Below are 14,606 nucleotides of genomic sequence, written 5' to 3'. Positions count from 1 at the left end.
ACGCACTTGTGTCGACTGGTGGAATCCCTTTGATTTTGAAAGATTAGAATGAATCAGGGTAAAGACCTTTTACAATAATTTCAAGCGCTTCTGCCACACGAACACCTTCTGATGCAGCCGATAATGGTAAAACAACAAAACGCTCATTTTGTACTGCCAGTGTTTGGCTCAGTGCCGGATCATTTTTCAGGAAATTAATTTTCTCTTCTGCTGTAGTAGAACCGTAATCAATTACAATAATAGCTTCCGGATTACGTTCTACAGCATCTTCTTTTGAAACTGTAGCCCAGTTTTTCTCGATATCACCAAAAATATTATTTGCTCCCGCCATTTTCACGAGAGTGTTCATAAAGTTTTGAGTGGCTGTAAATACATCTTTATCACCACTATCAAATACTAGAACATCAATTGGTTTGTCCACAGTAGGAACTTTTTCTTTAATTTTTTCAATATTAGCGTTCATTTCTTCTATTAATGTTTCTCCGCGCTCTTCAACACGAAAGATTTTTGCGATATTACGGATATCCGTGTAAATATCCTCTAACTCCGGAGCCACTTTTACTGAGGAAGACTGCAGGTAACTGCCGATTCCCAATTGTTCCATTTCTTCGCGTGACATTAAGTTTTTCTCATTAAAGGCACTTGCCCAGCCACCGTAAATGAAATCGGCTTCTGTTGAAATAACCTGTTCTTTCGAAGGATATTGTTCAGCCAGTACCGGAACCTGGTCATACGCTTCTTGTAACGGAGGATAAATCTGGTCGTCCAAGTAAGCTGTACCTACCATCGAATCTTCCAAGCCGAGTGCTAGCATTACTTCTGTTACATGCTGATTTATGGAAATCGCTTTTTTGGGAGCTTCTTCATATGTAATGGACATGCCTTCATTTTCAATTGTTACTGCCTGAACTGTTTCATCCGAATCTGCTGTCGCCTGTTTTATACTTTGTTCCTCATCCGAACATGCCCCTAAAATTAATGCTGATGCTAGGGCAAACGGAGCCCATAGATTTTTACGAATCTTCATTGTTAATCTCCTATAGTATCTATTCGTGTATTCGTATAAAAAAATAAATGCATTTTCCCTGTGAACGGATTTTTAGAAATCCCTGCATCTATATGAAATACTTCTTTTAACATCGGGGTCGTCAATACATTTTCCGGTGAACCATGAATATGTAATGTTCCATTGTTCATAACAATTAACTCATCACAATAAGCTGCAGCTAAATTTAAATCATGTAACGCCGCAATGATCGTAATCGGTAAATCTTTGACTAAATCCATTAAATGGAGCTGGTGTTCAATATCCAAATGATTTGTCGGTTCATCCAATATGAGAATACTTGCTTGCTGTGCCAATGCACGTGCGAGCATTACTCGTTTTTTTTCGCCACCTGATAAATTACTTAATGTTCGATTGGCTAAATGAGCAATATTTGCTAATTTCATGCTTCTGTCCACGATTGACATATCTTCTGCGTTATCAGAACTGAGCCAGCCTTTATAAGGGGTGCGTCCCATCATTACCAAATCTTTTACTGTAAAATCAAATAATATAGCGGACTCTTGACTAACGACCGCCATTTGTCTTGCCAGTTTTTTCGGGGAAATATCCCAGACTTCCTGTTCATGCAAAGTTACTTTTCCCGATGATTGTTTCAGGTGACGGTACAAAATCTTAAGCATTGTTGATTTACCACTGCCGTTTGGACCAATAATCCCTATAAATTTTCCTTCGATGATTTCCAAAGAAATGCTTTTCAAAATCTCCTTATCATCCACCGAATATTCAACTTGTTGTAGCTGGATCATCTCATTCTCCTTCCCCAAATGCATAGCGCTCCCGACGAAGCATCCAAATAAAGAACGGACTGCCAAATAATGCGGTAATAATTCCGATTGGCATCTCTTCTGGTGCAATTGCAATACGTGCACCCATATCAGCCCAAATAATAATAATGGCTCCAAGCAGCGCACTTAGCGGTAAAACTACTTTATTATTGGACCCGACAATCATCCGTACAATATGTGGGACAATGAGACCGACAAATCCGATACTCCCGCTTACAGCAACTACGACGCCGGTTAGTAAAGATACAATGATAATAATGAACAGCCTGAATCGTTCAATATGAATCCCTAAAGTCGATGCTGTTTCTTCACCTAGTAACAGTGCGTTCAGTTGACGATAGCTTAGTAGTAATAATGGAAATACGATACAAAAAGTAACTAAAGGTATTCCGAGATTTGACCACTTTGCCCCGCCTAAACTGCCAAGCATCCAAAACATGACTGCCTGAACACCGCCCTGTTCTTTCGAAATCATCAACATAAAGTTGGTCATCGCACCTAACACCATGGAAACCGCAATCCCCGACAGCAATAATCGAATCATCGAAGTTTTCCCGTTCACACGGGCAAGCATAAATACAATCATTACGGCAAATATTGCACCAAAAAAAGCGGCAAGCGATAAAGCAAACACTCCGAAAAAGCTAAATGTACCGAATAAAATTACTGAAGTTGCCCCGACAGATGCTCCCGACGAAACACCGAGTATGTAAGGATCTGCAATAGAATTCTTTACTAGAGCCTGTATTGCGGCACCCGATATTGCCAATGATGCTCCGACTAGAAGTGCCAATAGTACACGTGGCACCCGGATTTCCCAAATAATTATTTGCTGCGCCTTAGAAGCGTTTGTTTCACTTAAAATTCCTGTTTTAAAAAGTAAAACCTCAATAATTAACTGGGGTGTGATCCCTACAGAACCTACCATGATTGCACCAATAATCGATATGACGAGCACAATGATTAAAATAGGCATCCATAGCCAAAGTTTTTTTTTATTCATAAAAGTTTACCGGCTCCCAACTAATGATCGCTGCATAAAATTTATGACGGTAAACAATCTTGCCTTCCTCCACTTTAACGAATCGGGCAAGTGCCTCTTTAACATGCTCTAAATCAAACGGATTTGATAATACTTTTTTACTTTGTGCTTCATAAAGCGCTTCATAACTGTCATAGTAATAAACACGTTCCAATGGCAGCATTTCGCAATCTGCATAAATTCCTAATTGGTACAGCATATTTAAAATTTCAATATAGTCTCTTCTGGGATATTTAATCTGATAGTGATATTCTTTCGCTAAAACATCATAATGTGGTTGAATTGGACCTGTTGTTAAACCGATGATTGCTCTTTTCTTTGCGCAATTATTCATTTTCAGCAGTGCATCATTCATCTCATATATTCGGTAATAGCAATTGACCCCGATTACTATATCATGCTGTTCAACATCTGCTTCTTCCCACTTCGCATGGACAAAATTTACCGCATCGTCTTCCATGAAATACTGCTGCAGGTAGTTTAAAACACTTTTTGAGCCATCAACCAATGTCAGTTTTCCGACATCTTCTCTTAAGGGAAATGTATAATTCCCCCAACCTGGTCCCATTTCCAGACAGCTTGCACCCTGTGGTATGTATTGACGAATTTTTTCATAAATCGGAATGGCATGTGCATCCGTTTGTTTATAGGATTTTTTTTGCATCGATTGGGCCCAAAATGCTTCCTCCAATGCATCATTTTTCATCCGTTCCGGCATATTTCCATGCCAGTCCAGCATCCCTTCCTTCCAGAGCTGCTCAAAATCAATTGCAAGTGGCCCATGTAAAACAGCCATCAACTTCACCTCTTTTCAAACTTGGCTTCCGAAATAAACGAATAAATCTTCTCCATATCCAAATGCCCCCGTACATGGCGGTCCAACAATTCATAGGCTTGTTCGCGACGTTCAAAATCGGATAACACTTCTCCTGTAATTGGCTCCATTCCTTTTTGCACACGGATTGTATTAAAATAATCGCGTGTAAATAGGCGATTTTGGAAAATCCCGTGAACGTATGTACCAAATACTTGTTCCGTATAGACACCATCTGTCCGGCCGTCATAAAATTGGATGAACGGCTTCAACGGTTTAGTCGCAACACTGCGACCTAAATGAATTTCATAGCCTGCAATCTCATGACCTGTGCAGCTTCTTCCCGAAACTTGAACCGTTTGCTTACTATTGATAAATGTTGTTTCGATCGGCAGCAGACCTAATGTCAAATACGTTCCGCCAGTGCTTTCAACCGCCTTTTCGTCACGGATAATCTCACCTAGCATCTGATAACCTCCACAAATACCGATAATGCGGACATTTTGATTCGCTAACTGTAAAATACCTTGCATCAACCCGGTTTGCTGAAGCCATAAAAAATCTTCCACCGTGTTTTTAGTCCCTGGTAAAATTACGACATCCGGATTTTTTAAATCACTAAGCGTTGAGACAAAGCGCACGCCTACACCAGGTTCTTCAAACAACGGATCCAAATCAGTAAAATTAGATATACGCGGTAAACGGATGATGGCGACATCAATGGCAAATTCGTGCTGCTGTGGCTTTTTCAAGCGCAAGCTGGATAGGGCCATCGAATCTTCTGCCTCAATTTGAACATCGAAATACGGAATAACGCCCAGTACAGGAATACCTGTATACTCCTCCAGCCAATCGATTCCACTTGTCAGCAGTTCTTTCATGCCACGAAACTTATTGATAATGATTCCTTTAACTCGTGCTTTTTCCGCATCATCCAATAACATCAATGTTCCGACGAGTGAAGCAAAAACACCACCGCGTTCAATATCCGCCACTAAAATCACTGTCGCGTCGGTCTCATGTGCCATTCGCATATTGGCAATATCACGGCTTTTCAAGTTAATTTCCGCAGGACTTCCCGCACCTTCCAAAACAAGAACATCATAGTTCTCCGATAAACGGTCAAGTGATGTACGAACTTCAGGCATGACCGCCTCTACAAATTGTTCACGATAACTGACCGCGTCCATATTGGCAAAATGTTTACCGTGCAGAATCACTTCCGACACCATATCCCCTTTTGGCTTCAGTAAAATCGGGTTCATATCTGTCGTTGCATCAATTTTTGCCGCTTCTGCCTGGACCCCTTGAGCACGCCCAATTTCTCCGCCATCTTTTGTAATATACGAATTCAGCGCCATATTTTGTGATTTAAACGGAGCAACCCGGTAACCGTCATTAACTAAGATGCGACATAATGCTGTACATAGTACACTTTTTCCCACATCGGATGCTGTGCCCTGAATCATGATTGCCTGCACTAAAACTCCAGCCCCTTCATAGCTGTGACATCCTGCTCGCTGTAATAATGTTTCGTTGCATCAACAGTTGAAACCAGATCAGCCATCGCAATAAGATCCGGATGTGCCGAACGTCCTGTAACGACTAAATGCATTGTGGCAGGTCGACTCCGAATTGCTTCAAGTACTTCCTCTAAAGGCAAAACATCATCGATTGGGAATTTTGAAATTGCCAATGCATTATTTAATTCATCCAAAACAAGTAAGTCCGTCGTTTCATCCTGCAATTCCTTTTTTACAATTTGCCAAGCCTTTTTTAACGCTTCTCTATGTTCTTCCGGTGTTTTTGTCCACGTAAAACCAATGCCAAGCTGAACGGTTTCAACACCTAATTTCCGAAGTGCAATTTGTTCTCCATATGTACGTTCCGGTGATTTAATAAACTGAAAATACTTCACCGTCATCCCACGGCCAATTGCACGTAAGGTTACACCTAATGAAGCGGTTGTTTTGCCTTTTCCTTCACCCGTATATACGAGCAGCATTCCTTTTCTCGCCATGTTAGTACCTCCCTATACCCAAGTAGTTTTTTCTGAAAATGGTGTACGTTTTTTCTCCGTTGTAACTGGTTCCTCCGGATAGCCAATACATAACGTACCTACGAGGTGTTCAGAATCCGTCGCCCCGATAAATTCATGCAAAGCTGTTTCATGTACAAGACCGACTCCGCGTGTCCGCCACACCATGCCTAAACCAAGCGCTTCAGCCATCAGCCACATCGACATGATTGCACTGCTGACAGCAAATTTATTGTCCAGCGTCGCCCCTTCATCACCTTCGACTACAGCAGAAGTAACGACAATGATGAGCGGTGTTTTTGTAACGGCCTGCATTGAGCTTTCCACTAAGTTTGGTTTTGTCGGGAAGCGCTGCTGTAAATAATTGAATGCTACTTGTTCAAAACGTTTTAAACTATCTCCTTGCAGCACATAAAATTGCCAAGGCTCGCGCATCCGGTCATTCGGTGCATAAGTTGCTGCTTCCAATAATTGTTCAATCTTTTCCTGTTCTACTTCCTTTGCTAAAAATTGACGAACCGCCCGTCGTTTTTTTAATGCTTCTAACATGTTGTCTCAATCCTTTCATTGAACCAGGCAATTTCTTCACGAATTCCTACAACATCCCCTACTAGAATCATCGATGGGTTGACCATTTTCTGCTGCTGAATTTGTTCACAAATCGTCTCTAATTGACCAGTAATCGTACGCTGATTGCTTGTTGTTCCCCATTCAATTACTGCAACCGGGGTTGTCGGTTTCTTTCCGTGTCTGATTAGACTTTTCGTAATATGATCGATATTGCCGATACTCATATAAAACGCAATCGTATCGATTTGTGCGAGACTTGCCCAGCTTAAAAAATCCTGTCCCTTTTCTTCACGGCCATGCCCGGTAACAATAGCAAAGCTTGTTGCATAATCACGATGTGTAACGGGTATGCCTGCATATGCCGGTGCCGCTATTCCTGCTGTGATCCCTGGGACAATTTCAAATTCAATATTTTCATTGCGAAGAACAACTGCTTCTTCTGCGCCTCGTCCAAAGACAAATGGGTCGCCACCTTTTAGACGGACAACCTGCTTGTTCTGCTGTGCTTTTTCAACGAGCACACGATGAATTTCGTCTTGTATGAGGCCATGCTTCCCCGGTTCTTTGCCACAATAAATTAATTCGCAATGGGCTGGTGCGTGTTTTAAAATTTGGGGGTTTACTAATCTGTCATATAAAATGACTTCAGCTATCTGAATGCACTCTAATGCACGTATTGTCAGTAATTTCGGGTCACCCGGTCCAGCACCAACTATATAAACAAATCCACTCAATTGACTTCTCCCGCTTCAATCTGACGTAAAAACTGTGCACATTTTTCCTTATTCTTTTGCTGAATCCAATCGAGTATTTCAGGTTCAAGCAATTGAGCCAGCGCTGCTTTTTTTGCATCGCCTTCATAGTTTTTCAAAATAAGCAGACGGGCTTCCTTTAAAAATGCAACATATTCTGCATAACTTTCATCGTATTGTTCCTCTAAGTCCGCTTTTACTTTTCTAGTAAGCGCCGGACTTGCGCCAGTTGTCGACACCGTTACAACAAAATCTCCACGACGGACAACCGCAGGATTCATAAAATCCATACGACCTAAAGCATCTGCACGATTTAATAATTGCCAATGCTGTGTTGCTTCTTCCACAGCATCATTTACCGCTTCATCATTCGTTGCCGCAAAAATAAGGGCTGCACCGTCTAAATCAGCCGGTTCAAAAAGTTTTTGTTTCCAGACTGCTTTTCCTTCATCTAAATATGTTTTTAACTTATCCGTTACGGTTGGACTTACAACGGTAATTTTGGCATTCGTAGGTAATAATGCTTCCACTTTTTGACGGGCTACATGGCCTCCACCGACGATCACCACTTTTTTAAACTCAATATTGACCATTAACTGAAAATAATTCATATTCTTACCTCCAAACAAGCTGCAAGCCATTTTTTCACGAGTTGTGGATTGGATGCGAAATGAAAATGTGTATATCCAGCAACTAGATTTCCATGTGAGTACCCTTCCTTTTTCGCTCCAAAGCGCCCTCTTGTAAAATAAGCAGGTGTTTCGTGATTTCCTTCGTAAACTGAATAATGGAACTCGTGACCTTTAGCAAGCTCCTGTTCACCGATTAAAAAGTTGCCCTCCACACCGGTAATTTCTCTGTAGCCTAATGCGGCCAGTTTTTCTTGCATCCGAACGCTTCCCGGAATGACACCAAGCATTTTGTAGCCATTTCCTTCACGGTTGAAAATTTCTTCTGTTAAATACATGAAGCCGCCACATTCCGCAAGTGTCGGGATTCCCTTTTCAATCGCTTGTTTTATCGAATTTTTTGCCTGTTCATTTTGTGCAAGCTTCTCAGCAAATTCTTCAGGGAACCCTCCTCCAATATACAAACCTTGTGCCTGTTCAGGAACCGGTTCATTTTCAAGAGGCGAGAAGAAATGGAGTTTTGCACCGTTTGCTTTCAGTAATTCAAAATTTTCTTCATAATAAAAGTTAAATGCTGCATCTTTTGCTACAGCCAAATGAATTTCTTGCGTATTTTCTTGTATTTCGAAAATCTTTGAAGTTTGCTCCAATTCGGTCGCTTTTGTGACTTGTAACAATAAATCCAGATCAACAGTTGCTTCAATAGCAGCTGCAAGCTCATCGAAATACGGATCGAGCTCTCCTCGTTCAATAGCCGGTACTAAACCTAAATGACGGCTCGGCAACGCTGGTACCGCACCTTTTTGTAGGTAGCCGAGAACGGGGATGCTACATTCATGTTCGATCGCTGTTTTAATAATTTCAAAGTGACCTTTACTCCCAAGCTGATTGGCAATAACCCCCACAATATTGGCGTTCTTGTCCAACTGCTGGAATCCTTTTACTATAGCAGCGACGCTTCGGGCCATACTTGCTGCGTTAACAATTAAAATTACCGGACTGTCTGTAATTTCACTAATATGTGCAGCCGATCCTTCATTCGATAATGGTGACTTCCCGTCATAAAATCCCATGACACCTTCAATAATAGACACATCTGAATCAATGCTGTTTCTCGCAACAATTGTGCGTACGACATCTTCCGTCATCATGAAACTGTCAATATTGCGTGAAGACCTTCTTGTTACCGCTGTATGATACGTCGGATCGATATAATCCGGACCGCATTTAAATCCTTGAACAGTTAAGCCGCGCTTCATCAGTGCACGCATAATGCCAATTGTAAATGTTGTTTTTCCTACGCCACTGCCTGTTCCGGCTAATACGAAACGATTCATTCGATTTCCTCCTCATCAAATGTAATCCGGGCAATGGAAATGGTTGCATTGCCGCTTTTCTTTTTTTCCAACAGCCAGTCTGTCGCATTGGCACACCGTAATGCAGCAGGTTCACTAACACCGTATGCCCCTGTAAATTTAAAAACAGTTTCCGATGGATTTTGCAGCGGCATTTCATTTAACTGTGCCGGTGTATACGTTATAAACTGCCAGTTGTTTCTAGCCGTTACTTGCAGGAAACCTTGTTCATCTTTTTTCAAATCGATTGTGGCGATTGCTTTAACGCTTTTTTTGCTCAGCTTTAGTTCTGCAAGCGTTTCATCAATTAGTAGTTCAATTTCTTCAGCAGATGTTCCGCGATTACAGCCCATTCCTAAAACAATTGATTTCGGTCGGTAAATTACACCGTTTTCAAGTAATATTTCTTCCTCTTTTTCGATAATACGATCAGTAATGAGCAATGTGGCATGTGGTTTTGCAGCGATTGCTTCCCCTGTTGTCCGGTAAATTTTCAAAGTATCAGGCATCGGTGTTTCATGCAGCCACCATTTTTTTTCACCGGTTTCCTGAACAATCGCAACCTGTTCCTCATTCACTACTGAAGCACTGACAGGCGTTAATTTCTCTTCACTGTCCCAAACCCATCCGTACCGTGCACCAAATAAATCAACCGCGATTGTTTTTTGAACATCGGATGCTGTAGTTACAATCGGAGTCGCATCGATTGCTTGTGCAAACTCATTTGTCAGGGCATTCGCACCACCGATATGTCCGGATAAAACACTTACGACATATTGTCCTTTATCATCAACAACAAGAACACCCGGATCTTTCTTTTTATCTACTAAAATGGGGGCAATCATCCGAACGACTGCACCAAGGGAAATAATCAATATCATCGACTTATATGCTTTAAATAATGCAGGCAGTAACAGGCGCACCGTCCCGTCAAATAATTGAATATTTTTTTCAGCCTCATCGCCCTGCTCAAATTTCTTCATATAATATACATCGACATAAGGAAACTTCTCCGCATACTTTCGCGCATTCGTCACACCGTGCTTTGTAATGGCTACAAGTGCATAATGTTTTGTCACACGAACTTCCGGAATTTCCCCTTCACGTAAATTAATCATCGACTTTCACACCTTTTCGAAAACCATGTGTAAATGTAGCATCATACAATTTTGAACGGTAATCTTTTTCATGAATGTTCGGATCAAGTGCCCAGCCGGCTAAAATCATCGCATGTTTGCGAATGCCATTTTTCCGCATCGCTTCATCCAGTTCAGCAATTGTCGTGCGAACGATTTTTTGATCTGGCCATGAAGCCCGCTGAATAACGGCAACCGGTGTATCGTCCGACCAGCCCGCAGCCTGTAGTTCTTTTGTAATTTTTTTCGTTAATGTGGCACTTAAAAACATTGCAATTGTGCAATGATGGCTTGCCAATGCTTGCAGTTTTTCACGCTCAGGTACCGGTGTACGTCCTTCTGCTCTTGTTAAGATTAACGTTTGCGTCAAGTCAGGAACCGTTAATTCGGCCCCTACTGCTGCAGCGGCAGCAAATACGGAACTCACACCTGGAACAACGTCATAGCCAATATTATGTTTTTTCAACAATGCCACTTGTTCCATTGTGGCCCCGTACATGGCCGGGTCACCCGTATGTAAACGCACAACCATTTTCCCTGCATTGACACGTTCAACGATGCAATCAACCATCTCTTGTAAATGCATGCCTGCTGTACGGATTACTTCTGCATCCGCACGGGCTTCGGCAACTAGAGTTTCACTAACTAACGAATCTGTATACATGACAACATCCGCCTGTTGAAGAAGTTTAAGGCCTTTTACGGTAATTAAATCCGGGTCGCCGGGGCCAGCACCTATAATCCAAATTTTCTTCATTATTTTCGCACCACCATACATGATAAATAATTGAGCTCAGCTCCACGCAATTCATTCGTTTTCCAAATAATTTCTTCATCTGAAGTTACTTTTGTCACAACAAACGTTTTTTCTAGTAAGTTCATTTCCTCAAGCAAATCCAGCATGTCATCTAATACTTTCGCTACTTTAATGAACACTATCCCGTCATGGTTCTCAATAACACGACGCATCTCTGCCATATCCGAAGTTGCCGGAATCATTGCTACATGATCATCGCCGTCTGCCAATGGGATTCCTAAACGATTGGCAGTTCCATTAAATGAAGATATCCCTGCAATCGATTTCATTGGAACGTCGGGATGCATTTCCTTCATTAATTTCATCAAGTGTATATATGTACTAAAAAGCATCGGGTCGCCTTCCGTTACAAATGCGACATCTCGGCCTTCTTTCAAATGTGCATAGATTTTCTCTGCGGATTTTGACCATGCTTCCTGCAATGTCTCCTCGTCCTTCGTCATCGGAAATACAAGCCCCAGCATTTCTTTTTCCGCCGGATTAACGTACACATCGATTATTCGTTGCGCATACGATTTACTGCCGCGCAATTTTTGAGGATATGCAATGACCGGGCATTCTTTTAACATTCTAAACGCTTTTACTGTAATAAGTTCCGGATCACCTGGTCCAACACCTAATCCGATTAATGTACCGATTGTCATAATTCCAACCCTTTCTGTGCTGTTACGATAAAAATTGGATTTAACGGTTCAAAACGCGTTAAATTTAAAATTGGCTTACTTTTTGAGATTTGTGCCTGCAGTACAGAAACATCACAATTGAACTTTTTAAAATGCCCCATAGCTTCTGCTAAGTTCTCAATTGTTGCGATGTTCATAACAATGTGGCCATTTGGCTTTAATCGATTCACACATAGTTGCAGCAACTGCTCCATATTACCGCCGTTGCCACCGATGAAAATGGCGTCCGGATCAGGAAATTCTTCTAACCTTTCTGGAGCTTTTCCTAAAACAGCTGTAAAATCTGTACGATGAATATGCTGATTTTGAAGACAGTTTTCCAAATCTGTTTCATTTTTTTCAATCGCAAATACTTGACCTTCCCGGGCTATTTTCGACATTTCTATAGCAACTGACCCCGTGCATGTCCCAATGTCCCATGCGATACTTGTTTCTCTTAATTGCAGTGCTTGCAGACAAAGTACACGGATCTCCTTTTTTGTGATGAGCCCTTTATCCGGTTTTCGCTGAATAAACTTGTCATCATCAATACCGATTGACGCACGCTCGACCACTTCACGCTGTTTTAAAATGACAACATTTAGTGGTGAAAATTCAGCGTTTTCCATTTCATCTAAAGAAAGATGGCGACATCGTTCTGCCTTACCTTCCAAGTTTTCTGCAACAAACGCATCATATTCTGTCATACCGAATGCTTTTAAATAGCGGGCCAGTGCATTTGGTGAATTGACTTCATCTGTCAAAATGGCTACTTTTTTTCGACCATCGATTTTTTGGGCAAGCCCTTTCATCGACCGGCCATGAACACTCGTTAAATAGGCATCCTGCCAGCTTTCCTGCATTCTTGTAAATGCTAATTGAACAGAGCTAGCATATGGGTAAATTTCTAATGGGAGCTTTTTTGCCAAAACTCCTCCTAAACCGTAAAACAATGGGTCACCCGATACTATAATGACGACGTTTCTTTTTTCTTCTTGCAGCTTTTCCACTAGTCGTGAGAGTCCACCTTTTATAATGATCTTTTCGCCAGTGTAGTCCGGAAAAAAGTCAAGATGACGTTCACCACCAACTAGTACTTCACTTGATTCAATCCAAGCGATATATTGAGGAAGTAAACTTGCTGGTCCGTTATCCCCGATACCAATCATTCTCATCCAATTGTTCAATATTCTCAGCCTTTCCTAGCATGTCACCGTTCATTGCATACAAAGTTGTGGAGACACGTAATTTCGCTTTCGTATGATCCAGTGCATAGTAACAGCAGTTTTTACAAAGCGCTTTAAAAAATTGGTCATTCCCCTGCATGATTTCCCCTACTTGCGATGCCGTATTCGCATGCAGAATTTGCTCGATTATTTCTGGATCAGCTCCGGCTTTTTTCGCGATTTCAGCCAAAAACGGGAAACTGATTGGCGCACTCTTGGAATGCACCATCATGACACCCTGTGCCACTTTCGAAAACTTCCCCATCATTCCGACAAGCGATACTTGGGGAATCTCTTTACGGGCGATATGCTTTAACGTAAAACCGACGAAATCCCCCATCTCTATAAATGCTTCTTCCGGTAAATGCGGATATTGCTTCATTGCATATTTTTCACTGCGTCCGCCGGTTGTAATGACAAGATGATCACAGCCTGCTTCTTTTGCAACACTGATTGCCTGCACGATACTTGCCATATATGCTGAACTTGAAAAGGGCACGACTGTTCCGCGCGTACCTAATATAGAAATTCCGCCCAGTATACCAAGCCTTGCATTTAACGTCTTTTTCGCAATTTCCTCACCGTCCGGAACAGAAATAATCACTTCGATTCCTTTGTCAATCTGGAAAAGTTGAATCGCTTCTTCGACGACACCATGAAGCATTTTTCTCGGAACAGGGTTAATTGCCGCTTCTCCAACAGGGACGGGCAGTCCTGCTTTTGTTACACGACCAACACCGATTCCTCCATCTAAGTGAACACCGCTTTTCTCTATAAAACGAACCGTACTTTGAATGCGTGCTTTATGTGTCGCATCCGGATCATCACCGGCATCCTTAATCGTTTCACACATCACTTCATTGTCCTTTACTGCAAAAGATGCCACCGTAAATGTTGCATCTTTTCCTACAGGTAAATGAATTGTTACATGTTCAGGAACTTCTCCGGTCACAAGTGCGTACAAGGCAGCCTTTGTCATCGCAGTTGCACAAGCTCCCGTTGTATAGCCGTGACGCATTTCCGACGGATCTTTTTTATTTCGTTTCTTTTGCTCGTTCATCTGCCATGATTGAGATGGCATTTAATGCTGCGACGGTTACAGTACTGCCACCTTTTCTTCCTACATTCGTAATAAACGGAATTCCTTCTAAAATCGCTAATTCCGCTTTCGATTCTGCTGCCGAAACGAACCCAACAGGCATCCCGATAATTAAATCCGGCTTTGCAAGACCTTCTTTAATCAGGCGAATTAATTCAAGTAAAGCTGTCGGGGCATTCCCAATTGCATAAATCCCGCCTTCTTGTAGTTGAGTCGCCTTTTGCATCGAAATAATCGCACGAGTTGTTCCAAGTTTTTTTGCTTCGATCGATACATCTTCATCTGCGATATAACAATGTAAATCCCCGCCATGTTTTTGGAATCGTTTGCGCCCTGAACCACTTTCAATCATCTGAACATCAGCTACAACATGACGTCCTGCTAAGATGGACTGAATGCCCGCTTCAATCGCATCATCCGTAAAAATCATGCTGCGTCCCAATTCGAAGTCTGCAGAAGCATGGATAACGCGGCGAACGACAAGCCATTGTTCGTCTGTAAAAGAATGTTCGCCCATTTCTTCTTTAATGATCGCAAAACTGTAATCATAAATTTTGTCCGGGTCTACTGTTAGTGGTACGAAGTCTGTATTAAAATTCATATTTGCCATTA

The 14,606-nt window shown here is 41.8% G+C and carries 16 protein-coding genes; all 16 read right to left on the bottom strand.

Annotation, left to right across the window (positions count from 1 at the left end; translation table 11 throughout):
• Positions 1-43 precede the first annotated feature (43 nt).
• The 16 genes from MKY07_RS07780 to MKY07_RS07705 are packed head-to-tail and all read right to left on the bottom strand — an operon-like array spanning position 44 to position 14,604.
• Positions 44-1,027 (bottom strand): ABC transporter substrate-binding protein, encoded by a 984-nt coding sequence (locus MKY07_RS07780; RefSeq protein ID WP_339264312.1) that lies wholly within the window; start codon positions 1,025-1,027, stop codon positions 44-46.
• A 2-nt stretch (positions 1,028-1,029) separates the two neighbouring features.
• Entirely contained in the window at positions 1,030-1,815 is a 786-nt protein-coding gene (locus MKY07_RS07775; protein WP_339264311.1) for an ABC transporter ATP-binding protein, read from the bottom strand.
• Position 1,816: 1 nt separating this feature from the next.
• Positions 1,817-2,857 carry an iron ABC transporter permease gene (locus MKY07_RS07770; protein ID WP_339264310.1) on the bottom strand — a complete coding sequence of 347 codons (1,041 nt, stop codon included), beginning with the start codon at positions 2,855-2,857 and terminating at the stop codon, positions 1,817-1,819.
• A complete protein-coding gene (locus tag MKY07_RS07765; RefSeq protein WP_339264309.1) occupies positions 2,850-3,692 on the bottom strand; it encodes a class I SAM-dependent methyltransferase in 843 nt (280 codons plus the stop codon). The genes MKY07_RS07770 and MKY07_RS07765 overlap by 8 nt, the downstream gene beginning before the upstream one ends.
• Positions 3,693-3,697: 5 nt before the next feature.
• Positions 3,698-5,191, bottom strand: a complete 1,494-nt coding sequence (locus MKY07_RS07760; RefSeq protein WP_339264308.1) for a cobyric acid synthase — start codon at positions 5,189-5,191, stop codon at positions 3,698-3,700.
• A complete protein-coding gene (locus MKY07_RS07755; RefSeq protein ID WP_339264306.1) occupies positions 5,191-5,730 on the bottom strand; it encodes a cob(I)yrinic acid a,c-diamide adenosyltransferase in 540 nt (179 codons plus the stop codon). The genes MKY07_RS07760 and MKY07_RS07755 overlap by 1 nt, the downstream gene beginning before the upstream one ends.
• A 12-nt stretch (positions 5,731-5,742) precedes the next feature.
• Positions 5,743-6,297 (bottom strand): nitroreductase, encoded by a 555-nt coding sequence (locus MKY07_RS07750; RefSeq protein WP_339264305.1) that lies wholly within the window; start codon positions 6,295-6,297, stop codon positions 5,743-5,745.
• Positions 6,291-7,052 carry a uroporphyrinogen-III C-methyltransferase gene (gene cobA / locus MKY07_RS07745; RefSeq protein ID WP_339264304.1) on the bottom strand — a complete coding sequence of 254 codons (762 nt, stop codon included), beginning with the start codon at positions 7,050-7,052 and terminating at the stop codon, positions 6,291-6,293. The genes MKY07_RS07750 and cobA overlap by 7 nt, the downstream gene beginning before the upstream one ends.
• Positions 7,049-7,681, bottom strand: a complete 633-nt coding sequence (locus MKY07_RS07740) for an NAD(P)-dependent oxidoreductase (protein WP_339264303.1) — start codon at positions 7,679-7,681, stop codon at positions 7,049-7,051. Before MKY07_RS07740 ends, cobA begins: the two co-directional genes overlap by 4 nt.
• Positions 7,678-9,036: a cobyrinate a,c-diamide synthase gene (locus tag MKY07_RS07735; protein ID WP_339264302.1), complete on the bottom strand. Its 1,359-nt coding sequence runs from the start codon at positions 9,034-9,036 to the stop codon at positions 7,678-7,680. The genes MKY07_RS07740 and MKY07_RS07735 overlap by 4 nt, the downstream gene beginning before the upstream one ends.
• On the bottom strand, positions 9,033-10,172 hold the full coding sequence (locus MKY07_RS07730) for a cobalamin biosynthesis protein (RefSeq protein ID WP_339264301.1): 1,140 nt from the start codon (positions 10,170-10,172) through the stop codon (positions 9,033-9,035). Before MKY07_RS07730 ends, MKY07_RS07735 begins: the two co-directional genes overlap by 4 nt.
• Positions 10,165-10,947 carry a precorrin-4 C(11)-methyltransferase gene (gene cobM / locus MKY07_RS07725; RefSeq protein WP_339264300.1) on the bottom strand — a complete coding sequence of 261 codons (783 nt, stop codon included), beginning with the start codon at positions 10,945-10,947 and terminating at the stop codon, positions 10,165-10,167. The genes MKY07_RS07730 and cobM overlap by 8 nt, the downstream gene beginning before the upstream one ends.
• A complete protein-coding gene (cobI, locus tag MKY07_RS07720; protein WP_339264299.1) occupies positions 10,947-11,651 on the bottom strand; it encodes a precorrin-2 C(20)-methyltransferase in 705 nt (234 codons plus the stop codon). Before cobI ends, cobM begins: the two co-directional genes overlap by 1 nt.
• On the bottom strand, positions 11,648-12,844 hold the full coding sequence (gene cbiE, locus MKY07_RS07715) for a precorrin-6y C5,15-methyltransferase (decarboxylating) subunit CbiE (RefSeq protein WP_339264630.1): 1,197 nt from the start codon (positions 12,842-12,844) through the stop codon (positions 11,648-11,650). The genes cobI and cbiE overlap by 4 nt, the downstream gene beginning before the upstream one ends.
• Positions 12,819-13,955, bottom strand: coding sequence for a cobalt-precorrin-5B (C(1))-methyltransferase (locus tag MKY07_RS07710; RefSeq protein WP_339264629.1), 1,137 nt, complete (start codon positions 13,953-13,955; stop codon positions 12,819-12,821). Before MKY07_RS07710 ends, cbiE begins: the two co-directional genes overlap by 26 nt.
• Entirely contained in the window at positions 13,930-14,604 is a 675-nt protein-coding gene (locus tag MKY07_RS07705) for a precorrin-8X methylmutase (RefSeq protein ID WP_339264298.1), read from the bottom strand. Before MKY07_RS07705 ends, MKY07_RS07710 begins: the two co-directional genes overlap by 26 nt.
• Positions 14,605-14,606: the final 2 nt, after the last annotated feature.

Source organism: Solibacillus sp. FSL W7-1472 (assembly GCF_037969775.1).
Taxonomy (GTDB): Bacteria; Bacillota; Bacilli; order Bacillales_A; family Planococcaceae; genus Solibacillus; species Solibacillus silvestris.
Note: the sequence above shows the minus strand (reverse complement) of the source record. Positions and strands in the feature narration are given on the sequence as shown.

Bases quoted from the DNA above. Each gene is read 5' to 3' on its own strand.
- MKY07_RS07780 (WP_339264312.1), bottom strand. From the start codon at position 1,027: ATGAAGATTCGTAAAAATCTATGGGCTCCGTTTGCCCTAGCATCAGCA.
- MKY07_RS07775 (WP_339264311.1), bottom strand. From the start codon at position 1,815: ATGATCCAGCTACAACAAGTTGAATATTCGGTGGATGATAAGGAGATT.
- MKY07_RS07770 (WP_339264310.1), bottom strand. From the start codon at position 2,857: ATGAATAAAAAAAAACTTTGGCTATGGATGCCTATTTTAATCATTGTG.
- MKY07_RS07765 (WP_339264309.1), bottom strand. From the start codon at position 3,692: ATGGCTGTTTTACATGGGCCACTTGCAATTGATTTTGAGCAGCTCTGG.
- MKY07_RS07755 (WP_339264306.1), bottom strand. From the start codon at position 5,730: ATGGCGAGAAAAGGAATGCTGCTCGTATATACGGGTGAAGGAAAAGGC.
- MKY07_RS07750 (WP_339264305.1), bottom strand. From the start codon at position 6,297: ATGTTAGAAGCATTAAAAAAACGACGGGCGGTTCGTCAATTTTTAGCA.
- MKY07_RS07740 (WP_339264303.1), bottom strand. From the start codon at position 7,681: ATGAATTATTTTCAGTTAATGGTCAATATTGAGTTTAAAAAAGTGGTG.
- MKY07_RS07735 (WP_339264302.1), bottom strand. From the start codon at position 9,036: ATGAATCGTTTCGTATTAGCCGGAACAGGCAGTGGCGTAGGAAAAACA.
- MKY07_RS07730 (WP_339264301.1), bottom strand. From the start codon at position 10,172: ATGATTAATTTACGTGAAGGGGAAATTCCGGAAGTTCGTGTGACAAAA.
- cobM (WP_339264300.1), bottom strand. From the start codon at position 10,947: ATGAAGAAAATTTGGATTATAGGTGCTGGCCCCGGCGACCCGGATTTA.
- cobI (WP_339264299.1), bottom strand. From the start codon at position 11,651: ATGACAATCGGTACATTAATCGGATTAGGTGTTGGACCAGGTGATCCG.
- cbiE (WP_339264630.1), bottom strand. From the start codon at position 12,844: ATGAGAATGATTGGTATCGGGGATAACGGACCAGCAAGTTTACTTCCT.
- MKY07_RS07710 (WP_339264629.1), bottom strand. From the start codon at position 13,955: ATGAACGAGCAAAAGAAACGAAATAAAAAAGATCCGTCGGAAATGCGT.
- MKY07_RS07705 (WP_339264298.1), bottom strand. From the start codon at position 14,604: ATGGCAAATATGAATTTTAATACAGACTTCGTACCACTAACAGTAGAC.